Source organism: Streptococcus sp. 27098_8_73 (genome assembly GCF_041432495.1).
In the GTDB taxonomy this organism is placed as follows: Bacteria; Bacillota; Bacilli; order Lactobacillales; family Streptococcaceae; genus Streptococcus.
In genome coordinates this window covers 169,651-190,628 of sequence record NZ_JAPVZT010000003.1, presented here as the reverse complement: position 1 = coordinate 190,628, position 20,978 = coordinate 169,651, and the positions used below count along the sequence as shown (strand labels likewise).

At 43.9% G+C, this 20,978-nt stretch carries 18 protein-coding genes and 1 other RNA gene; 15 read left to right on the top strand and 4 right to left on the bottom strand.

From position 1 onward, the window contains the following. Window positions 1–53: 53 nt before the first annotated feature. A complete protein-coding gene (locus tag O3651_RS03540; protein ID WP_371609586.1) occupies window positions 54–1,946 on the bottom strand; it encodes a M13 family metallopeptidase in 1,893 nt (630 codons plus the stop codon). A 148-nt stretch (window positions 1,947–2,094) separates the two neighbouring features. On the opposite strand from O3651_RS03540, the gene O3651_RS03535 reads away from it, so the two are divergent. The 4 genes from O3651_RS03535 to tpx all read left to right on the top strand — a co-directional run bounded on the left by O3651_RS03535 (window position 2,095) and on the right by tpx (window position 5,252). After that, entirely contained in the window at window positions 2,095–2,814 is a 720-nt protein-coding gene (locus O3651_RS03535; RefSeq protein WP_148886892.1) for a metal ABC transporter ATP-binding protein, read from the top strand. Between the two features lies 1 nt (window position 2,815). Continuing rightward, window positions 2,816–3,652, top strand: a complete 837-nt coding sequence (locus tag O3651_RS03530; protein ID WP_285874285.1) for a metal ABC transporter permease — start codon at window positions 2,816–2,818, stop codon at window positions 3,650–3,652. A gap of 21 nt (window positions 3,653–3,673) precedes the next feature. Further along, window positions 3,674–4,606 carry a metal ABC transporter substrate-binding lipoprotein/adhesin ScbA gene (gene scbA, locus O3651_RS03525; RefSeq protein ID WP_371609585.1) on the top strand — a complete coding sequence of 311 codons (933 nt, stop codon included), beginning with the start codon at window positions 3,674–3,676 and terminating at the stop codon, window positions 4,604–4,606. A 154-nt stretch (window positions 4,607–4,760) separates the two neighbouring features. Continuing rightward, a complete protein-coding gene (gene tpx, locus O3651_RS03520) occupies window positions 4,761–5,252 on the top strand; it encodes a thiol peroxidase (protein WP_061911126.1) in 492 nt (163 codons plus the stop codon). 142 nt (window positions 5,253–5,394) lie between these two features. On the opposite strand, the gene O3651_RS03515 is transcribed toward tpx, so the two are convergent. From O3651_RS03515 to gshAB, 3 genes are all read right to left on the bottom strand, one after another. Beyond that, window positions 5,395–6,651, bottom strand: coding sequence for a toxic anion resistance protein (locus O3651_RS03515; RefSeq protein ID WP_371609584.1), 1,257 nt, complete (start codon window positions 6,649–6,651; stop codon window positions 5,395–5,397). A 24-nt stretch (window positions 6,652–6,675) separates the two neighbouring features. Further along, on the bottom strand, window positions 6,676–7,521 hold the full coding sequence (locus O3651_RS03510; protein WP_371609583.1) for a hypothetical protein: 846 nt from the start codon (window positions 7,519–7,521) through the stop codon (window positions 6,676–6,678). A 223-nt stretch (window positions 7,522–7,744) separates the two neighbouring features. Beyond that, on the bottom strand, window positions 7,745–9,997 hold the full coding sequence (gshAB, locus tag O3651_RS03505) for a bifunctional glutamate--cysteine ligase GshA/glutathione synthetase GshB (protein WP_371609591.1): 2,253 nt from the start codon (window positions 9,995–9,997) through the stop codon (window positions 7,745–7,747). 302 nt (window positions 9,998–10,299) lie between these two features. Between gshAB and O3651_RS03500 the strand changes: the two genes are divergently transcribed. The 11 genes from O3651_RS03500 to O3651_RS03450 all read left to right on the top strand — a co-directional run bounded on the left by O3651_RS03500 (window position 10,300) and on the right by O3651_RS03450 (window position 20,970). Continuing rightward, window positions 10,300–11,592 (top strand): adenylosuccinate synthase, encoded by a 1,293-nt coding sequence (locus tag O3651_RS03500; RefSeq protein ID WP_061911120.1) that lies wholly within the window; start codon window positions 10,300–10,302, stop codon window positions 11,590–11,592. A 214-nt stretch (window positions 11,593–11,806) separates the two neighbouring features. Next, window positions 11,807–12,454 (top strand): HAD family hydrolase, encoded by a 648-nt coding sequence (locus O3651_RS03495; protein ID WP_061908800.1) that lies wholly within the window; start codon window positions 11,807–11,809, stop codon window positions 12,452–12,454. Window positions 12,455–12,644: 190 nt separating this feature from the next. Continuing rightward, complete coding sequence (gene tadA / locus O3651_RS03490; RefSeq protein WP_179856415.1) at window positions 12,645–13,112, top strand: tRNA adenosine(34) deaminase TadA; 468 nt, start codon at window positions 12,645–12,647, stop codon at window positions 13,110–13,112. A 36-nt stretch (window positions 13,113–13,148) separates the two neighbouring features. Continuing rightward, an RNA gene (gene ffs, locus O3651_RS03485) (signal recognition particle sRNA small type) lies at window positions 13,149–13,241 on the top strand. Window positions 13,242–13,761: 520 nt separating this feature from the next. After that, window positions 13,762–15,111 carry a glucose-6-phosphate isomerase gene (locus O3651_RS03480; protein ID WP_371609582.1) on the top strand — a complete coding sequence of 450 codons (1,350 nt, stop codon included), beginning with the start codon at window positions 13,762–13,764 and terminating at the stop codon, window positions 15,109–15,111. 595 nt (window positions 15,112–15,706) lie between these two features. Next, window positions 15,707–17,059 carry a hypothetical protein gene (locus tag O3651_RS03475; RefSeq protein ID WP_371609581.1) on the top strand — a complete coding sequence of 451 codons (1,353 nt, stop codon included), beginning with the start codon at window positions 15,707–15,709 and terminating at the stop codon, window positions 17,057–17,059. A 75-nt stretch (window positions 17,060–17,134) separates the two neighbouring features. Next, window positions 17,135–17,749 (top strand): hypothetical protein, encoded by a 615-nt coding sequence (locus O3651_RS03470; protein ID WP_371609580.1) that lies wholly within the window; start codon window positions 17,135–17,137, stop codon window positions 17,747–17,749. Between the two features lie 6 nt (window positions 17,750–17,755). After that, a complete protein-coding gene (locus O3651_RS03465; protein WP_371609579.1) occupies window positions 17,756–18,052 on the top strand; it encodes a hypothetical protein in 297 nt (98 codons plus the stop codon). 52 nt (window positions 18,053–18,104) lie between these two features. Next, window positions 18,105–18,929, top strand: a complete 825-nt coding sequence (locus O3651_RS03460; protein WP_371609578.1) for a hypothetical protein — start codon at window positions 18,105–18,107, stop codon at window positions 18,927–18,929. A 122-nt stretch (window positions 18,930–19,051) separates the two neighbouring features. Further along, on the top strand, window positions 19,052–19,750 hold the full coding sequence (dapD, locus tag O3651_RS03455; RefSeq protein ID WP_371609577.1) for a 2,3,4,5-tetrahydropyridine-2,6-dicarboxylate N-acetyltransferase: 699 nt from the start codon (window positions 19,052–19,054) through the stop codon (window positions 19,748–19,750). 86 nt (window positions 19,751–19,836) lie between these two features. Then, complete coding sequence (locus O3651_RS03450; RefSeq protein WP_371609576.1) at window positions 19,837–20,970, top strand: N-acetyldiaminopimelate deacetylase; 1,134 nt, start codon at window positions 19,837–19,839, stop codon at window positions 20,968–20,970. The last annotated feature ends 8 nt before the right edge of the window (window positions 20,971–20,978 follow it).

Here is a 20,978-nt window from a genome sequence, read left to right as displayed (position 1 = left end):
CTAATGGCCTTCCTGAGCAGGTTTTTTGTTTAATTAAATATTATTGAAGTCCTTTACCAAATCACCACGCGCTCTTCTGGGCTGCGCCACATGCCGTCTCCCTCTTGGACATCAAAGGTCGTAAAGAAGTCGTCAAAGTTAGGTAGCTGGACATTGGTCCGAAGTTTAGCGGGCGCATGGACATCGACGCTGGCTAGAAGCTTCATGTACTCTTCGCGTCCCTTCATCCGCCAGATGCGAGCAAAGTTAGTGAAGAATTCCTCCGCAGAGAAGTCCGCTTCTTTCTTGGCTGCTTCGAGAGCTGCTGCAATACCGCCCAAGTCCGCTACGTTTTCTGAAACGGTCAGCTTGCCATTGACCTTGGCACCGTAGGAATCTAGACCTTCGAACTGGTCGATGACTTTCTGAGTCCGCTCAGTAAAGGCTTGGTAGTCATGCTCTGTCCACCAGTTGTTGAGGCTGCCGTTTTCATCAAAGGAAGCGCCGTTGGTATCAAAGGCATGGGAAATCTCATGGGCAATAACCGCACCGATACCTCCATAATTGGCTGAAGAAGACTGGTGCAGGTCATAGAAAGGTGCCTGCAGGATAGCCGCTGGAAAGACAATCAGGTTTTTCTGAGGATTGTAGTAGGCATTGACCATATGGGCTGGCATTCCCCATTCTTTGTAATCCACGGGCTGATTCCACTTGCTCCAACCATACTTGATTTCCACTTGTCGCAGTTTTTGAGCATTTTCGAAGAGGCTGAGATTTTCATCCACAATCTTGTCTGCATAGCGCTCAGGCAGCTCCTCTGGGTAGCCGATATAAGGCTTGATGACATTGAGTTTGACAATGGCCTTGTCCCGAGTTTCTGGTGTCAGCCAGTCATTGCTTGCGAGTCGCTCCTTGTAGACTTGGATCATGTTGGCTACTTTTTGCTCGACATCGGCCTTGGCGTCTGGGGAGAATTTTTGTCCAGCATACCAGAGCCCGATGGCTTGATTGAAAGGCGATTGAGCTAGGTAAAAGGCAGCTTTTTTCTTGTCTTGCGCCTGAGGTGTTCCAGACAGGGCACGGCGATAAGCGCCTGCTAGGATACGGATTTCGTCAGTTAAGTAGGCTTCAGCTGATGCGATAGCGTTAAAGATAAGCACGGCCTTGAGTAGGGGCCAAGTCTCTTCGCAGTAGAATTGGTCGGCAGCCTGCCAGAAACGCTCCTCTGGTACGATAATCTGGTCAGGAATTTGCCCGATGAGTTGGGTGAAGATAGCATCTAAAGGTAGATTCGGTGCTAAGGCTTTGAAATCTTCCCACTTGTAAGGGTGGTAAAGCTTGGCATATTCTGAACTTTCCTCTCGTGACAGAACGACTTTAGCAATGCGAGCATCCAGTTCTAGAACCTTATCCAGCAAATCTTGGATTTCTTCTGCTGAAAATTCGAATTTTTGCAGCAAAGCTTCGGAAGATTCGCGCCATTTTTTCAAGAGCTTGTCCTTTTGAGGATGCCCATCGGCATAGTAGGTTGTGTCTGGGAGAATAGTACCTGGTGCATCTGCCCAAAGGACATTGATACGGGCGTCCATAAAGTCAGGCGTTACACCAAAAGGAAAGAAATTGGGCTTGCCAGCCAGCTCAAACTCGGCAATCTTTGTGGTAAATTCTGCAAAGGAGTTGAGTGCTTGGTATTCCGCGATCAAAGGTAAAACAGGCTTGACACCGAGTTCTTCCCGCTTGTCATAGTCAGCAGCTAAACGATGGTACTTGATAAAGTTTTGCAAAATAGCATCATCAGGAACTTCCTCACCCCGCAGCCATTGATCGGTAGTGGAGAGCATCAGCTTTTCAATCTCATCTGACAGATCTGTAAAACCACCAGTTACGGGCTTATCATCTGGGATAACCGCTGTTTTGGCCCATTCACCATTAATGGCATCATAAAAATCATCTTGTAAACGTGTCATCTTGTTCTCACTTTCATGCTTTTGATATAACCTTATCAAAATTAGCTTTTTTTTTCAAATATTTCCTATATTGATTTTAAGGATTTTTTAAAAATTAACTTGACTTAATTTTCATTTTAATGTATATTAAAACAAAAGAGGTGTAACAATGATTGAAATGAAAAATTTAAGTGTCAGTTATCAAGGACAGCTGGCCTTAGAACCAACTTCTTTGACAATAAAAGGACCGACTATCACAGGGATTATCGGACCAAACGGGGCTGGAAAGTCAACTCTCATAAAAGGTATGTTAGGAATTGTTGATAGTGAGGGGCAGACCTTTCTAGACAGAAAACCCATGAAGCAAGAATTAAACAAGATTGCTTATGTAGAGCAGAAGATTCACATTGATTATAATTTCCCCATCAAGGTTAAGGAGTGTGTGTCTCTGGGCTTATATCCTAAGATCAAGCTCTTTCAACGCCTCAAAGCGTCTGACTGGGAAAAGGTTGCTCAGGCTTTGAAAATCGTTGGTTTAGAAGATTTTGCTGAGCGGCAGATTAGCCAGTTGTCTGGTGGGCAATTTCAACGGGTCTTGATTGCCCGTTGCTTGGTTCAGGAGGCGGACTATATTTTCCTAGATGAGCCTTTTGTTGGGATTGACTCGGTCAGCGAAGAGATTATTATGAAAACACTCCGTCAGCTAAGAAAAGACGGGAAGACGATTTTGATTGTCCACCATGACTTGGGCAAGGTGGTCGCTTATTTTGATCAGGTCTTGCTACTTAACAAAAAAGTCGTCGCTTTCGGATCAACTGAGAGTACCTTCACCAAAGAAAATATGCAGCAGACCTACGGCTCTCAGCTCTTTATGAATGGAGGTGCCTAGGATGATTCAGGAATTTATTCAAGGCTTACATGACTTTCATTTCCTGCAAAATGCTTTGATTACAGCCATTGTGATTGGAGTGGTGGCCGGTGCCGTTGGATGTTTTATCATTCTGCGAGGCATGTCACTCATGGGGGATGCCATCTCTCACGCGGTGCTGCCCGGTGTGGCTCTGTCTTATATTTTGGGGATTAATTTCTTCATCGGTGCCATTACCTTTGGCTTACTAGCTTCCATCATTATCACTTACATCAAGGGCAATTCTATTATCAAAAGTGACACGGCTATCGGGATTACTTTTTCTTCCTTCTTGGCTCTGGGGATCATTTTGATTAGCGTTGCCAAGAGTTCGACCGACCTCTTCCATATTCTCTTTGGGAATATCTTGGCGGTACAAGACCTTGATATGTGGATTAGTATTGGCGTGGGTATTTTAGTGTTGCTGGTCATTAGTATTTTCTTCAAGCAACTTTTGCTGACGTCCTTTGACCCGCTCTTAGCCCAAGCTATGGGAATGAAGGTGAATTTTTACCACTATTTGCTGATGATTCTATTGACTCTGGTATCTGTCACAGCCATGCAAAGTGTCGGAACGATTCTGATTGTGGCCATGCTGATTACACCAGCTGCGACAGCCTATCTCTATGCCAAGAGTCTCAAGACCATGATTTTATTGTCATCTGTCTTGGGGGCTGGTGCATCTGTTTTAGGTCTCTTCATCGGTTATAGTTTTAATGTTGCAGCAGGTTCTAGTATCGTTCTAACCTCTGCCCTGATCTTTTTGGTTTCATTTTTTATCGCACCAAAACAGCGGTATTTAAAAAGAAAAGTAAAATAATATATTTATGGAGGATTTCCAATGAAAAAATGTCGTTTCTTAGTTCTGCTTTTGCTGGCTTTTGTCGGCCTAGCAGCCTGCTCTAGTCAAAAAAGCAGTACCGAGACTGGTTCTTCAAAATTGAATGTTGTTGCGACCAACTCGATTATTGCGGATATTACAAAGAATATCGCTGGCGATAAGATCAATTTGCACAGTATCGTACCTGTTGGGCAAGACCCGCACGAATACGAGCCCCTACCTGAAGATGTCAAAAAGACTTCCCAAGCAGATCTGATCTTCTACAATGGGATCAACCTTGAAACAGGTGGTAATGCTTGGTTCACAAAATTAGTAGAAAATGCTAAGAAGAAAGAAAACAAGGACTATTATGCTGTCAGCGAAGGTGTTGATGTCATTTACTTGGAAGGCCAAAGTGAAAAAGGGAAAGAAGACCCTCATGCTTGGCTCAATTTGGAAAACGGCATTATCTATGCGAAAAACATTGCCAAGCGTTTGAGCGAAAAAGACCCAGCTAACAAAGAAACTTACGAGAAAAATCTTAAGGCTTATGTGGAAAAATTGAGCGCTTTGGATAAGGAAGCCAAAGAGAAATTCAACAACATTCCTGAAGAAAAGAAAATGATTGTGACCAGTGAAGGTTGCTTCAAGTACTTCTCTAAGGCCTACAATGTGCCATCAGCCTATATCTGGGAAATCAACACTGAAGAAGAAGGGACTCCAGACCAAATTAAAAGCCTAGTTGAAAAATTGCGCAAGACCAAAGTGCCATCACTCTTTGTGGAATCAAGTGTAGACGACCGTCCGATGAAGACTGTTTCTAAAGACACCAACATTCCGATCTATGCTAAAATCTTCACTGACTCAATCGCTGATAAAGGCGAAGAGGGTGATAGCTACTACAGCATGATGAAATACAACTTAGAAAAGATCGCAGAAGGTCTGTCTAAATAATAATAATAAGAGGTTGGGAAGATAAAATCCTAACCTCTTTATTTCTGAAGGACAAGCTTTATATGGAGTCGCTCTCAAATTTTCGGTCAAATTATTCGAAAAAAATTACTATTCGCAGTACAATGGAGCTATCAAACATGAATGGAGACTTCCTATGACAACTTTTCTCGGAAATCCTGTAACCTTTACGGGCCAACAACTGCAAGTCGGCGACACAGCCCACGATTTTAGCCTGACAGCTACTGACCTTTCAAAGAAAACCTTGGCTGATTTTGCTGGCAAAAAGAAAGTCCTCAGCATCGTACCATCTATCGATACTGGTGTCTGCTCAACTCAGACCCGTCGTTTCAATCAAGAACTGGCTGATTTGGACAATACTGTTGTAATAACGGTTTCAGTTGATTTGCCTTTTGCTCAAGGAAAATGGTGTGCTGCTGAAGGTATCGAAAATGCTGTTATGCTATCAGACTACTTTGACCATTCTTTCGGCCGTGACTATGCTGTCCTCATCAATGAATGGCACCTGTTGGCCCGTGCAGTTCTTGTCTTGGATGAAAACAACACTGTGACCTATGCTGAATATGTGGACAACATCAATACCGAGCCAGATTATGATGCAGCCATTGCTGCAGTCAAAAGTCTGTAAAGAATTATACTTTTCCAAAAAATGCACTCAATTCTCCCTAAGAGCTGAGTGCATTTTTGTCTTCTTGACCAAAAATACAAAAAGACAAACATCAGTTTTGACGTTTGTCTACGAGTTGAAAGAGTCTGGATAGCTCTTTTGCTTATTCTGAAGTTAATTCTTTCTGGGCTTCCTTACCTTGATCCAGTAGGGCTTGGATAATCTTTTGATCACGCAGTTTGACAGAGTTGTTGATGGTTTCTGCGGATTGGATGACAGCCGCTTCTAGCAGAGCGCGTTTTTCCCGTCCTTTATCAATGGCTTCGATAATGCCTTGATTTTGTGCGACGAGGCTTTCTGCCAGCTTAGTTACAGACTCAACAGCGATAGTAGGGCTTTGGGAAATCCGCTCCAGTTGAGGAATGACTTCCTTGCTGGTCTCAGCGAGCATTTGCAGGGCAGCGTTATTCGCATTAGAGATAGCGTCAGCTACCTGACCGGACTTCATGGATTGCTGGAGGATCCCTAACTGGGCGATAGACAGTTTCATAGTTGGAATGGTATTGCGGCGGAGCATTCCAAGTTTTTGGCGCATATCAGAGGAAACCTTGACCAGATTACGCATTTGAGGCGTTGTCGCCCAAGCTACATAGAGACGGCTGACATATTCAGTGTGTTGCTGCTCTAAGGTATTGACCACCTCTGTCATTCGGGCTAATTCTTGCGATTTGACTTGGTAGTCAACAGTTGTCATATCTAACTGAGCGACTTCAGCCTGCAGTTTGAGCGCTCGATTGCCAGATTCTTGCTGAGCAGCTTCGATAAAGGAAATAACTCCAACTAGGTTTTCAATCGATTTGGTATTGTCCTCAATCAGCATTTCAGCAGAAACAATATTGCGAGCCAAAACATCTTCTTGTTTGACGACGGTTGCAGCCATGCTGTCCATTTTCTGCTCAATATTTTGTGAGTCGAAATAGAATTCTTGAAGAGTGTTTTTGCTCTGTTTGAAGAGTTTTTCCAGGAAATTAGGCTTCTTGTCCAGTTCTGCTACTTGAGCATCCTTGTATTTTGCAACAAAGCCATTGAGTTCTTTGTTAGTGTTTTTTAAGAGCTCATCTACCTGAGGAATTTGTAATTTTTTCTGCTCGGCTAAGATACGATTGACGGTGCTGTTGACTTCTTCGACCGCAGATTGGCCAAAGTCCAGCAAGGCATTTTGGTCCGATACGAAATTATCCACCAACTGCGGCGCTTTAGCTGTAATCGCACTTTGTTGCTCAGGAGTCAGCTTTTCCAGAAAAGTGAGCTGGCCATTTTCTTGAGTCGTATTGGCCTCGATGATTTCTGTTGTTTTGTCGCTTTTGCTGATGGCATTGTTGGCAATTTTATCAATGTCAAAATTAAATTCTTGGCTCATAGTTTCTCCTTTGGTTTATCTAGCTTAAAAGCCGATGTCTGTTTGCTTTTCTTTGTCTAAGATACGCAGGCTAATGTCAAAGTCCCTCAAATCAGCTTCATTTAACTGGCGCAGCGCTTCGTCTAGGTCCAAGTCAAACTGCTCGATAGCAGCTTTGGCCTTGGCTAGCCGCTCCTCAGCATTGTAAAAATCTTTGGGAGAGGCTTTTATTTTGAGGTAGCCTTGTAAAATATCTTCGTAGTGCTCCATCTGGGACTGATGAATGGCAGTCAGCTCTTCCTTGTTATTGCTTTCGGATTGAGAGATTTTTTGAAGAATGGCCTCGTGGTCAATCTGAATATTGCGAACCGTAGCGACCAATTCTGGGGCTAGTTCTTCTAGACTCGTTTTCTTTGGCTGCGCTTCCTGTTGCCTTTTCTCTCGTTCAATCTTTTGCAGTTGTTTATCAATTTCTTCGGTTACAGTAGTAATTTTAGTCTGAATGCGCTGGTAGACAGATGCAGGAATTTCATCTCGCAATTCCTTAGCAACGTTTTTGATATAGGTGAGTTGGGGAAGAATTTGTAGGGCCAAATCTTGGTAGTCTTCCTTCTTGCCGTATTCTTGGTAGCTTTCTAATTCTTTAATACGGCGGTCCGCCTGACCAATCTCTGCCTTTAAATCTTCAATACGGCCAATGCTGGCTTGTTTAGCTTCAATACGAACTCTTTTCTGTCTTTGGTAGCGATAGATTCCATAGCCAATACCTCCCAAAATAGCAATGGGGATCAGATAGCTGGCTACCACTCCAGAACCAAATATAATTGCAAGTATCCAAATCCAGCTAAACCATTCCGGCTGCTGGTTAGAATTATTCTTTCTTCTCGACATGAACCTTTCTCTTTCTTCTCAATATGATATCTCTATTTTAACATAAAAGCTAGTTTTTGAAGGAGAAAGATTGATATATTCAGACGCACTTTTAGATTTGATGAGAATATTTGCCTCATCAAGAAAGAGCTTTGCTTCCTTTACTGAAAGCAAGCGTAAGAGTTCTTTTTTATCACAAGTGGGCAAGCAAAAATCGCAAGGAAACCCTGCGATTCGTATTTTATCAGTCCACTTCTGGGAAAAGTTTGGCCAGTATTTTAGGAGTGATACTTTGTCCCGGCCCCTCAGCACAATAGGTGTGCATATACATAGAGGGGTTGAAGTTGAGCTCGATGCAGGTGCAGTTGGGATTTTCCTTGGTAGAAATAGCAGAGCTGTCAGGGATGATTAGGTCAACGCCACAAGCCCAAGCTCCCATAGCCTTTGCCATGTCTGCAGCGAGTTTTTTATAAGATGGGTGCATGCTGTCTGTGACGTCAATCGAGTCTCCGCCAGTAGAAATATTGGAATTGCGCCGCAAGTCAACCTTGACTCCAGCAGGCAGGATATCATCTGGTCCATAACCTTGCTGGTTCAGCATGAGCAGTTCAATGTCGCCCAGTTCAATGATTTCGAGCGGTGAGCGATGATCTCGTCCCCGCAGGGGATTGTCATTTTTGATGGCAACCAATTCTCTCACGGTATGCTGACCGTCTCCGACGACATTGGCTGCTACTCGTAAGAGGACTGCCTCACACTGACCGTCTAAGACAAAGAAGCGGTACTCCGTTCCAGCGATAAATTCCTCCACCAAGACAGCAGCGTCTTCTGAAAAAGCGATCTCCAAAGCCTTGCGATAAGCTTCCAGACTAGCCGGTTCTTGGAAGATAGAGATGCCTAGTCCAAAGTTGGTTGACTTGGGTTTGACGACAATTTGTCGGTCTTTAATCAAAGGATAATAGGCCAGACCATCTTCGAGAGAAGAAAACTCCGCCCCAGCAGGAACGGGAAAGTCAGCTGCTGCCAAAATCTTTTTGGTGACGGTTTTATTGGCCATGGCTAGAGGGATGACATAGTTATCCTTGGAAGTCATATTGCCGTTTTTGACATATTCCACATGGTGATCATGCCAGAGCTTGAGAAATTGGTCATTTTCATCTAGGATTTCGAGATGGAGGCCTTTCTGGAGAGCGTCAAACATGAGCATTTGAGTGGAAAGTTCCATACTTTCATACCCCTTGAGAGCGTAGGGCGCGGTCCAGGCGTAATCTCGATATTCCCGTGCTTTTGCCAGTCCAAATGCTGATAGGGAATTCTTCTCAATATGAGGCAATAATTGCCCTGCCAGAGTCAGTTTGGGTTCAGCCAGCGTAGCTCTGACTTGTGCTAGCAATTGACGGTAGGCGTCAGGGAGATTGAAATGCTGAATGACATTTTCCATAGCTTGGAGAATAGCAGAGCTGTCAGCCTCTGCAGGTAGAGGCGTCAAGGGGTGAGCCAGAGCAACGGCATCGTTGAGAGCATGAGCCGCTTGTAGTTGTGTATCGCTATCTGTCACATTATCCAGCCACAATAGAGCCAAGAGAAAGAGGTGGACTGTGTCCAAGGTTCTTTGACTGATGCCCAAAACGTCGAAAGGATTAAGGTCGAAACAGCGCAGTTCTAAGTAAGTAATGCCTTGTTCCAGATAATCTCGATTTCGTTTTTGACCGCGAAAGCGCACAGGCGAGTAAAATTCCTTTTCTGCACTTAGGTCGCCAGACCCGACATAGGCCTCGATGTTCGAGACATAGCTTTCCAGCGAGCGAAATGATACATGGATATGCTCGTCATTGACGTAGCCGTGATGGCTATTGCGTAGTGAGCGGACAGGAGCCTCAACTGGCTCATCGTAAAAGCCAGCTTCTGCCAGTGGAGCTGCACCATAAAGATAGGTCAAGAACCAGCGGAAACGGAGGAAATTGCGAGCTAATTTGAGATAGAGAGCATTTTTAAAATCCTTGAAGGAAGAAAAGTCGCTAGCCTCAAAGAGAGCCTTCATCAAATCTTTTCCTAACTCGATATTGTAATGAATGCCGGAAATGGTCTGGAGGCGTTTGCCATATTTTTCTGCTAAACCTTGCCGATAATGGAGTTCGTAGGTATTTTCGAGGTGGGCAATCTCAATCTCGTCTTCTCGGAGTTGGGGAGGCATGGACAAGGGCCACATGAGTTCATCTTGGGGAATGGAGCGTCCAGCTACATCGGTGATGGCACCCAGCAGGCGACGAGCCTCCTGAGTTGAAGAGGAAATGGGCGTAATCAATTCGAGCTGCTGCTCGCTAAAATCTGTCTGGATATAGGGATGAAAAGCCCGAGAGCCCAGAGAGTTGGGATGGGGAGTTGAAGCCAGTGTCCCTGCCTCTGTCACGCGCAGGGATTCTCTCTCCAGTCCAAAAGTCGCCTGTAAGATCGGGCTTGTAGGGTCTAGCTTTTCAAGTAAACGATCAATAGTCATCATGTTTTTCCGTCCTTAGTATAGTACTTTCAGTCTATTATAAAAAAGGCCAGAAAACAACTATTCACTACGTTTTTAATGAATTCCCGAACTTTTATTTCCATTTGTTGGATATATTTCGTGAAAATAGAAAATTTCAAAAAGAATTATTCGCTTTCAAAAGTGAAAATCCAAATTTAAAAGACACCTGATCTTGAAAAAAATTCAAAATTTTCTTATAATAAAGTGTAAGATACGTTTGCAGGTGAAACTCCTGCCTTGTAGATTAAGAAAGGAAGAGCTCTTGTGGCTCAGACGAAATTATGACATCAGTTGTTGTTGTAGGAACCCAATGGGGAGATGAAGGAAAAGGGAAAATTACGGATTTCCTTTCGGCCAATGCTGAAGTGATTGCCCGCTACCAAGGCGGTGACAATGCTGGACATACGATTGTGATTGACGGCAAGAAGTACAAGCTGCACCTGATTCCATCAGGGATTTTCTTCCCAGAAAAGATCTCAGTGATCGGAAATGGGATGGTGGTCAATCCTAAATCTCTGGTCAAGGAGTTGGCTTATCTGCACGAAGAAGGTGTTACCACAGATAATTTGCGCATTTCAGACCGTGCCCATGTCATCTTGCCTTATCATATCGAGCTGGACCGCCTGCAAGAGGAAGCTAAAGGTGACAATAAGATTGGTACCACGATCAAGGGAATCGGCCCTGCCTACATGGACAAGGCTGCGCGTGTTGGTATCCGTATCGCTGACCTTTTGGATAAAGACATTTTCAGAGAGCGCTTGGAGCGGAATCTTGCTGAGAAAAACCGCCTCTTTGAGAAATTGTACGATAGCCAAGCGATGAGCGTTGACGATATTTTTGAAGAATACTATGAATACGGTCAGCAAATCAAGCAGTATGTGACCGACACATCAGTCATTCTCAATGATGCGCTGGATCAAGGCAAGCGTGTCCTCTTTGAAGGGGCACAAGGCGTTATGCTGGATATTGACCAAGGGACCTATCCATTTGTAACCTCGTCTAATCCAGTTGCTGGTGGGGTGACGATTGGTTCAGGTGTTGGTCCAAGCAAGATTGACAAGGTAGTTGGTGTCTGCAAGGCCTATACGAGCCGTGTCGGTGATGGACCATTCCCAACTGAATTGTTTGATGAAGTGGGCGAACGTATCCGCGAAGTGGGCCATGAATACGGTACAACGACGGGCCGTCCGCGTCGTGTGGGCTGGTTTGACTCCGTTGTGATGCGCCACAGCCGCCGTGTATCAGGCATTACCAATCTTTCCCTCAACTCTATTGACGTTTTGAGTGGTCTGGATACAGTCAAAATCTGTGTGGCCTATGACTTGGATGGGGAGCGAATCGACCATTATCCAGCAAGTTTGGAGCAGCTCAAGCGCTGCAAGCCAATCTATGAAGAATTGCCAGGTTGGTCAGAAGACATCACTGGTGTCCGCAGTCTAGAAGACCTGCCAGAAAATGCCCGCAATTATGTTCGCCGTGTCAGCGAACTGGTTGGAGTCCGCATTTCGACCTTCTCAGTCGGACCAGGTCGTGAGCAAACCAATATTTTGGAAAGTGTTTGGTCTAGTTTATAAGCAAATGAAGACAAGAGAGTGGGACAGAAATCGGTAATTCGTTAGAATTCGATTTCGTCGTCCCACCTCCGCACAATTGAGTAGGGCTGTAAAAGCTGATGAAATCAGCGTAGTAGAGCCTACTCAACCACTGCGTCTTACTCGACAATCCAAAGACAATTGAGAGGCTAGGACTTTGTCCCAGCCTCTTTTTGAAAGCAGAAAGAGGAAAAAAATGTATCAAACGATTTTATTTGACCTAGACGGCACCTTGACCAATTCAGAACTAGGGATTACCAACTCAGTGGCCTATGCCTTAGGAAAATATGGGATTCAAGTGCCAGACAAGAAAGCATTAAGAGTCTTCATCGGTCCGCCCTTGCAGGATTCTTTTGAGCGCTTTTATGGATTTTCTAAGGAAGAATGTTTAAAGGCCATTGACTACTATCATGAGTACTTTTCTGAAAAAGGCCTTTATGAAAATGAGGTCTATCCAGGTATTCCTGACTTGCTGGCTTCTCTCAAGCAGGCTGGCAAACAGTTGATTGTAGCTACGTCAAAACCTGAAGAATTTTCCATTCAGATTCTCAAGCATTTTGGTTTGTATGACTATTTTGACTTTGTAGCTGGTGCGACTATGGACAGAAAACGTAGTAAAAAAAGCGATGTTATCCAGTATGCTTTAGAGCAAAATGGGATTACAGATTTGGCGCACACCATCATGATCGGAGACAGGGAGCACGATGTGCTTGGCGCTCAAGCGCAAAAGCTTGATTCTATCGGTGTCCTTTATGGCTTTGGTAGCAGGGAAGAATTGGAAGAAGCCGGCGCCACCTATATTGTCCAAGAGGTTGGAGAAATTGCTAAAATCATCAATATTTAAAAAGCTTAAGCTTTATTTAAGATAGGCCAGCTATACTAGAAGCATAAACAAAGACCTCCTAACTTTGTTTAAACCTCCTAAACTTTTTCATAATAATCTCCCATAAGAGTCGCCCAATCGGCGGCTTTTTTGTGAGTCATAAGCTACCTGTGGTATAATGAACAAAGAAACTAAAAGGAAGAGGGAAGAGATGGACTACACGATAGAGGAAAAAGAAATGTTTATGAGGGAAGCGCTGAAGGAGGCGGAGATTGCCCTCGCCAATGATGAAATACCGATTGGTTGTGTTTTGGTCAAGGATGGTCAGATCGTCGGACGCGGGCATAATGCGCGTGAGGAGCTGCAGCGGGCGGTCATGCATGCGGAAATCATGGCGATTGAGGAGGCCAATCAGCATGAAAATAGCTGGCGCCTGCTGGATACGACGCTTTTTGTCACGATTGAGCCCTGCGTCATGTGCAGCGGGGCTATCGGTCTAGCTCGCATTCCCAAGGTTATCTATGGGGCGAAAAACCAGAAATTCGGTGCTGGGGGCAGTCTCTATGATATTCTGACGGATGAGCGGTTGAATCATCGCGTAGAGGTTGAAAGTGGCCTTTTAGAAGAAGAATGTGCGGCGATTATGCAGAACTTTTTCAGAAATCGCAGGAAAAAGTAGAGAAAATTAGCCAAAAAAGAAAGTTTGTGTTATACTAATTAGTGGAGCAACAGTTCTGCGTGAAGCGGGTCAGGGGAGGAATCCAGCAGCCCTAAGCGATTTGAACTGTGTGCTCTTTTTCTATGTACCTTAGTGAATCAAGTCCAAAGGACGCAGAGGAACTTAGGTACATTGACGCAGTTCGAACGAAGTGAGAACTACGTTCCGAAAACTACAAAATCAAGCCTGAAAGTCGCAGATGAATCATAGAGCAGTGGATGGGAGTGGAACAGAACTTTTGTTCGTAGTTCCACCCCCGCAAGGCTGATTAGGCTTTCTTCTAAGCTTGAAAAGCGAAAGAAGAGCCGATCAGCTACTGCGTTAAATTGCTTGACTAATATTTAGTTAAGGTGGGAATACGTTAATCCTTGTAAACCGAATCAAGTCCAAAGGACGCTGAAACTCTCAACCTACCCATGAAATTAAGAGCAGGGATTTTGTGGTAAAAATAGCAGATTGCGCAAACGATTGCGTTCGCTTCTAGTCTAGGATTTGCAAAATTGTAAAAAATTAACAAAATTTTATATTAAAGCGTTTTCATCGAAGGAATTACTTGCTAAAAAAGTATGAAAGCGATATGATAGAGTGGAAGAAAAATTGGAGGAATATCATGTCACATATTAAATTTGATTATTCAAAAGTTTTAGATAAATTTGTTGCCCCACATGAAGTGGAATACATGCAAGCACAAGTAACAGCTGCAGACGAATTGATCCGCAAAGGAACAGGTGCTGGTAGCGACTTCCTAGGATGGTTGGAGCTTCCTGAAAATTATGATCGTGAAGAATTCGACCGCATCTTGAAAGCTGCTGAGCAAATCAAGTCAGATAGCGATGTCTTGGTTGTAATCGGTATCGGTGGATCTTACCTTGGTGCCAAAGCAGCCATCGACTTCTTGAACCATCACTTTGCAAACTTGCAAACAAAAGAAGAACGCAAAGCGCCACAAATCCTTTACGCTGGAAACTCAATTTCTTCTACTTACCTTGCTGACTTGGTAGAGTACGTAGCTGACAAAGACTTCTCGGTAAACGTGATTTCTAAATCAGGTACAACAACTGAACCAGCGATCGCTTTCCGTGTCTTCAAAGAGCTTTTGGTGAAGAAATATGGTCAAGAAGAAGCTAACAAACGTATCTATGCAACAACTGACCGTCAAAAAGGTGCTGTTAAGGTTGAAGCAGATGCCAACGGTTGGGAAACATTTGTAGTTCCAGATGACATCGGTGGACGTTTCTCAGTCTTGACAGCAGTTGGATTGCTTCCAATCGCAGCATCAGGTGCGGACATCAAAGCCCTTATGGAAGGTGCGAATGCAGCTCGTAAAGATTACACTTCAGACAAACTTTCAGAAAATGAAGCTTACCAATACGCAGCGGTTCGTAACATCCTTTACCGCAAAGGCTACGCAACTGAGATCTTGGTAAACTACGAGCCATCACTTCAGTACTTCTCAGAATGGTGGAAACAATTGGCTGGTGAATCAGAAGGGAAAGACCAAAAAGGAATCTACCCAACTTCAGCTAACTTCTCAACTGACTTGCACTCACTTGGTCAATTTATCCAAGAAGGAACTCGTATCATGTTTGAAACAGTTGTCCGTGTTGACAAACCACGCAAGAACGTGATCATCCCTACTTTGGAAGAAGACCTTGACGGACTTGGTTACCTTCAAGGAAAAGACGTTGACTTTGTAAATAAAAAAGCGACTGACGGTGTTCTTCTTGCCCACACTGACGGTGATGTGCCAAACATGTACGTAACTCTTCCAGAGCAAGATGCTTTCACTCTTGGTTACACTATCTACTTCTTCGAATTGGCTATCGCCCTTTCAGGTTACTTGAATGCCATCAACCCATTTGACCAACCAGGTGTTGAAGCCTACAAACGCAACATGTTTGCCCTTCTTGGTAAACCAGGATTTGAAGAATTGAGCAAAGAACTCAATGCACGTTTGTAATATAGAACGCAGCCTCCCTTCGGGGAGGTTTTTTGCTGTATTAAAGTTCAACTTCTACCATGCTTTATTAGCCAGCTCGCTATCTGGCTTTTTTCCTTACTTATCAACTCAGCAATGGTTTTCCTTTCCCTGATTATATGTTACAATCAGAGAAGATGCAGTAGCAATGGGATAGACTTTTATCAAAAAATTGAGCTTGTTACTATTTGGGCGGCTCTGGAAAAGCAGAGGACCAAGATTGGGAAGGAGTTCGGATGAAGTTATTATTGGCTGAAAAAGTGAAATAAAAATGGTCATATATAGTTGGTTTTGTGGGCACGGACGAGAGTTCGTGCCTTCTTGCTTATGTGCTTTCAAGCGAAGCCGGTTCAAAATATGATATACTGGAATAAAGTTATATTAGCATGACAAGTTTCACGCTAGGCTATTGTCTTTAAACAGTAGGTACACAAGGTAGAAATTCTGATAGTTTGCGTAGCTATTTGACTGGTATGGTTATAGAAAAGAGAATAGCAGTGTCCAGCGAAGAACCATTGTGAACTGTTAATAGAGTCGTCTTTTCAATGATAGAAGAGCCAATAGATGAGGAGAAGTTATGGGAAAGAGAAATCTGGAAGCTTTGAGGCAGAAACATCAATCAAAATTCAAGAAGGCCCAAACGAAAAAGCCAGCAAATAGCCAACCATCCTTTCTATCCAAATGGAAAACCAAGGAAGACAAACATATCAAACCATCTGCTGGATTGAAAGAAGCGCAGGGAAGACCCGAAGAAAATCAAGCTCGTCCCTCCGTTTCCTCTCCATCAAAAGTGGCCTTTCCAATAGAGAGCTCAAGCAATGAGCCGTCTGCCGTCTCTTCGATAGAGGACAAAACCGGCTATGGGGCTAAAACAAGTTCTCAAGACCAGCCAGTGTTTCCCGAGCAGTTAGAAGGAGCTCAGCAGGTAAAGGCGCCTCTGTCGCTTCTGTCACAGAATTTGTTGGAATTAAAGCAGAGAGAGCTGAAGCGTCTCATTTCTAGCTTAGAATCACTGAAAGCTAAAAAACAAAACCAAATCCTTCGTGGAAATCAAGATAGCCAGCCGGTGTCAGGCTTTGTAACTGAACCAAAGCAGACAAAACTTTCTCCGCGAATAAGCTCTAATGAGCTTACTAGAGAGGTAGATAAAGTAGAGTTTAAGAAGAAAAAACGAGGATTCTTTTCTAAGATATGGGTGATGGTACTTTCTAGTTTGGGGATTTTGACTTTTTTGGCTGAGACTGGAAAAACGTGGCTAGAGATGGAAAAGGTAAAAGATAAAGAAAAAGCTGCAGATATTTCTCGTATGTTAGACTCATATAGAAAGGATCAAGATTTAAAATCTGCTAATCGTCCAGAATGGATTGCTAAAAAAGAGGAGTATCAGTTCCATATTAGCTATGATGATATCACTTATTTGTTCTCAGACTTCACTTCGTCGGTTCCAAATCTGACCACGGTCGACGAGGTAGTTGCAAAGTTAGGGAAAGCTGAGTCTGGTAAAGAAATAGACCAAGATGACCCAATCAAGACGATAGCTTTAGACTACTCACAAGCAGGGACGGAAGCGAAAGTCAGCCTCTCTTTTAAGAGCTATTTTGGTTCTTCTGAAACTCCTAAGTTGCAGTCTTTAAAATGTGCGCATCTCAGTAGTGCGCATTTGCCAAACCGAAATTCTCAACTCACTCGTCAAGAACTTGCTGGTATAGAGAAAGGGAAAACCTATCAGGAGATTGTCAGTCAGTTGGGACTTCCAGAGCACCTTGATTGGAATGGGGGAATCTTTGGCAATGCTACTTTATCGATTTATTACCGTTTAGAGGGTGGGCAGGAAGTCGGTTTTTCTTTTGAAAATAATAAGTCTCAAAGCTATCAATTGACAGAGAGTTCAGGTTTGGGAAATGAAGCGGGAGATGCAGGCGCTCAGTAGCGCTTGCCTAGCAGGAGCATCAGCCGTTTGTAGAAAGGGAATGAGCAATCAAGTATTTAGTTGATAGGTGAAAAGGTGAAAGATAGAAATTTAGAAGCATTGAGGCGGGAGCACAAATCCAAGTTTAAAGCTAGAAACACTTCGTCGGTCAGGAATCAGCGGGAACGGGGAGGAGCTGCCCTCGAACAGACAAAGGAAGAAACAAGGAAATACACGCAGAGAATAGAGTCAGCAGTCAATCCTAATGGCCAGTTTTTAGCAAAGTCTTGGCTATCTTCTTGGCTATCTCGTTATGCCTATCTTCTAGTGATTGCTGCAGGTCTAGTGGGACTGATTAGCTTTTTAATGGTGTATAAGCAACCAATTTTTAAGTCAGAAGGAAATCAATCAGTGGCATCGTCTGTTAATACTGTTCCGACAGAATCAGAAAATAAGATAGAGATCCTGACGGAGAGTAGTTCACCTTTTATTGAAGATAATCGAGAGGTAGATTTTCCATTCGAAGAGATATTCGAGTTGATTAAAACCATGAACCAACCTAATGTGTCTCCAGAGGATATCGTTGAGAAGTATGGAAAAGCCAGTTCTGGGAGTGAGGATAATAGCGTGAAGGGCAGTAAATTGATGACACTTTCCTACAATTTGGTAGGAAGAAAAGGAGTTGTTGATATGCACCTTAGGAATGCTTGAGGAGGAATGGAGCTTTCTACAGTATCAGTTACTTTCTTCCAAAATGCTGGGGAATCAATCACGAAGACAGTTGATGATTATCGGTCGCTCATTCCCAAAAGTGATCGAGAAGGGATGGAAGTCAAGCAAGCCATAGAAGAACTGGGAATGCCGAAGAGTATTTATGCTCATAAAACGCTTAAAAAGCAAGTTGATTTTTTTAGTATGAGCTATCCAACTAAGGAAAAGATGTCAGTTTCTTTGTATTTTGACGAAGTGAATGGAACTTACCGCCTCACCAGTATGATGACAAGTACGGTCTGATACCCTAGACTGGAGAGCACGGATTTTTTCTTAAATAGACAAGGAAAGAAGTATGGGAAAAAGAGATTTAGAAAAATTACGAAGGGAACATAAGGGAAAATTTAGTAGAACTAGGGAACCCTTAAAACGAGAGTCTAAGGAAGGAGCTAGTTTGCTAGCTGAAACAAACCTCAAGGAAGGCACAAGACAAGAATCAAAGTCAACTTTTAAGAGAACCGCAAAGTTTAAACACAAATCACCATTTTTCAAGCTAGTGAGTGCTCTAGCCCTGCTAGGCCTTGTTATCGGCCTACTTGTCTTAATCGGGAATTGGAACAATTCTTACAGAAAGAATCCGTTAGTAAGAACAGAAGCAAAATATTCTTCTTCAAATGCCGAAGTTTTAGATTGGGAACCAAGGGATTTTATAAAGTATAAGATTGAAGAGGACGAGGATAAAAATATGACAGTGTCCGATTTTGTTCGCCAACATGGTTTAGCTAAAAGCAGCGATGAAACGGTGATTGGCAAGAAGGATAGATTATTATCACTGATCTATGATTTGAAGGGAGGAGGCTTTGCCGTCATTCAATTCTGGGATTTTGGTTCAGGTCTACATCTTACCAGCATAGCTTATAATATTTATCAAAATGAGGATTTGACGGGGGAACGGCTTTCCTTCCTTAAGGGAATGACGTCAGATGAAGAAAATGGCATCACTGATCTAGAAGTGATAGAACATTTGGGACTTCCCAACAACTACTACAAAGCAGTGGTGAAAGGATATTACAGTATGTCTATGGGCTATAGGGCAGAGGATAAAACCTTCTTCCATTTAAACTTTGTAAAGGGCAAGGACGGACAATTTCATCTGAATAAAGTTCAAGAGTCTAAATAGCTACTAGCTGCTAATAAAGTCACAACTGCATAGCCGAATTGTGTTATAATAGAGAAATAAAAGGGATAGGAGAGGGACTATCCTCTCCCAACAAAGAATAGAAAGAACAAAGAGGTGACGCCATGTCTGCTACTAAAATGAACGCTCAAGAAATTATCAAATTTATCGCTGATGCCAAGAAAAAAACTCCTGTCAAGGTAACCTTTGATGGAGAATTGCATGGACCGATTCCTTGGTCTGTTGTGAAGTTAGGCAATGTTCTTTTTGGAGACTGGGAAGAAATTAAGCCACTTCTAGTGAACTTAGAGGAAAATAAGACCTATGTCGTAGAGCAGGATGCCCGCAACTCAGCGGTGCCGCTTTTGGATAAGCGTGACATCAATGCCCGCATTGAGCCGGGTGCTATTATTCGCGACCAAGTCGAAATTGGCGACAACGCTGTCATCATGATGGGGGCAGTCATCAATATCGGTGCGGAGATTGGCGCTGGTACTATGATTGATATGGGAGCTATTCTGGGCGGCCGAGCTATTGTCGGCAAAAACAGTCATGTCGGTGCTGGTGCGGTTCTGGCGGGAGTTATTGAGCCTGCTAGTGCTGAGCCAGTTCGGGTTGGAGACAATGTGCTGATCGGTGCCAACGCGGTTGTAATTGAAGGTGTACAAATTGGCAGTGGTTCCGTTGTTGCGGCTGGTGCGATTGTGACCCAAGATGTTCCAGAGAACGTAGTGGTTGCTGGCGTTCCGGCACGAGTTATCAAGAAAATTGATGAAAAGACTCAGCAGAAGACGGCTCTGGAAGACGCTCTGCGTACTCTTTAATATTGGTTAAAAGATAGCCACCCTTGAACTTCATCGGGGCGGTTTGACTCTTTGTTTGTACTGACAAGATTTTAAAGGAAAGAAAAATGCTTGATTATCTGAACATTCGCCGTGATTTACACCAGATACCAGAAATCGGTCTGGAAGAATACAAGACTCATGCCTACCTGATGCAGGTCATTGATGGACTGACAGCAGGTCTAGACTTTGTGGAAATCCGAACTTGGCGGACTGGTATTTTGGTCTTTATCAAGGGAAGTTCACCCGATAAGACGATTGGCTGGCGGACAGATATTGATGGTTTGCCGATTGTGGAGGATACAGGTCTGGACTTTGCCAGCACTCATGAGGGTCGCATGCATGCCTGTGGACACGATATGCACATGACGGTGGCTCTAGGCCTGCTGGAGCAAGCTGTGAGGGCTCAGCCTACCCACAATTTACTCTTTCTCTTTCAGCCTGCTGAGGAAAATGAAGCTGGCGGTATGCTCATGTACGAAGACGGTGCCTTTGGCGACTGGTTGCCGGATGAATTTTACGGCCTCCATGTGCGGCCAGATCTCAAAGTTGGCGATATTGCTACTAATAGAGGAACGCTTTTTGCTGGCACCTGCGAAGTCAAGCTGACCTTTAAGGGGAAGGGAGGCCATGCGGCTTTTCCTCATGAGGCCAATGATGCTTTGGTGGCAGCTAGCTACTTTATCACCCAGGTGCAGACCATTGTCAGCCGCAATGTCGATCCGATCGAGGGAGCGGTTGTGACCTTTGGCTCGCTCCATGCTGGCACGACCAACAATGTCATCGCAGAAACGGCCTTTCTGCACGGCACCATTCGGACTCTGACTCAGGAAATGAACCTCTTGACTCAGAAGCGCTTACGGGAAATAGCAGAGGGCATAGCCCAAAGTTTCGATCTGGAATTGGATTTGGAGCTTAAACAAGGTGGCTACCTACCTGTAGAAAATCATCCTGGCCTGGCAGACGAATTGATGGGCTTTTTCCAGAAGGAAGAAGGGGTTCAGCTGATTGATATTGCGCCGGCTATGACAGGCGAGGACTTTGGTTATCTGCTCAGCAAGGTCAAGGGCGTCATGTTCTGGCTGGGAGTGGACAGTCCCTATGCCCTCCATCATCCCAAGATGATACCGGACGAGGCAGCACTGCCCTTTGCTATTGAAAAGATTGGGAAATTCCTAGATTATAAAATCAACGAAAGATAAAAAAGGTG

Excerpts from the sequence above, each read along its gene's own strand:
- O3651_RS03540 (WP_371609586.1), bottom strand. The coding sequence starts at position 1,946 with ATGACACGTTTACAAGATGATTTTTATGATGCCATTAATGGTGAATGG.
- O3651_RS03535 (WP_148886892.1), top strand. The coding sequence starts at position 2,095 with ATGATTGAAATGAAAAATTTAAGTGTCAGTTATCAAGGACAGCTGGCC.
- O3651_RS03530 (WP_285874285.1), top strand. The coding sequence starts at position 2,816 with ATGATTCAGGAATTTATTCAAGGCTTACATGACTTTCATTTCCTGCAA.
- scbA (WP_371609585.1), top strand. The coding sequence starts at position 3,674 with ATGAAAAAATGTCGTTTCTTAGTTCTGCTTTTGCTGGCTTTTGTCGGC.
- tpx (WP_061911126.1), top strand. The coding sequence starts at position 4,761 with ATGACAACTTTTCTCGGAAATCCTGTAACCTTTACGGGCCAACAACTG.
- O3651_RS03515 (WP_371609584.1), bottom strand. The coding sequence starts at position 6,651 with ATGAGCCAAGAATTTAATTTTGACATTGATAAAATTGCCAACAATGCC.
- O3651_RS03510 (WP_371609583.1), bottom strand. The coding sequence starts at position 7,521 with ATGTCGAGAAGAAAGAATAATTCTAACCAGCAGCCGGAATGGTTTAGC.
- gshAB (WP_371609591.1), bottom strand. The coding sequence starts at position 9,997 with ATGACTATTGATCGTTTACTTGAAAAGCTAGACCCTACAAGCCCGATC.
- O3651_RS03500 (WP_061911120.1), top strand. The coding sequence starts at position 10,300 with ATGACATCAGTTGTTGTTGTAGGAACCCAATGGGGAGATGAAGGAAAA.
- O3651_RS03495 (WP_061908800.1), top strand. The coding sequence starts at position 11,807 with ATGTATCAAACGATTTTATTTGACCTAGACGGCACCTTGACCAATTCA.
- tadA (WP_179856415.1), top strand. The coding sequence starts at position 12,645 with ATGGACTACACGATAGAGGAAAAAGAAATGTTTATGAGGGAAGCGCTG.
- O3651_RS03480 (WP_371609582.1), top strand. The coding sequence starts at position 13,762 with ATGTCACATATTAAATTTGATTATTCAAAAGTTTTAGATAAATTTGTT.
- O3651_RS03475 (WP_371609581.1), top strand. The coding sequence starts at position 15,707 with ATGGGAAAGAGAAATCTGGAAGCTTTGAGGCAGAAACATCAATCAAAA.
- O3651_RS03465 (WP_371609579.1), top strand. The coding sequence starts at position 17,756 with ATGGAGCTTTCTACAGTATCAGTTACTTTCTTCCAAAATGCTGGGGAA.
- O3651_RS03460 (WP_371609578.1), top strand. The coding sequence starts at position 18,105 with ATGGGAAAAAGAGATTTAGAAAAATTACGAAGGGAACATAAGGGAAAA.
- dapD (WP_371609577.1), top strand. The coding sequence starts at position 19,052 with ATGTCTGCTACTAAAATGAACGCTCAAGAAATTATCAAATTTATCGCT.
- O3651_RS03450 (WP_371609576.1), top strand. The coding sequence starts at position 19,837 with ATGCTTGATTATCTGAACATTCGCCGTGATTTACACCAGATACCAGAA.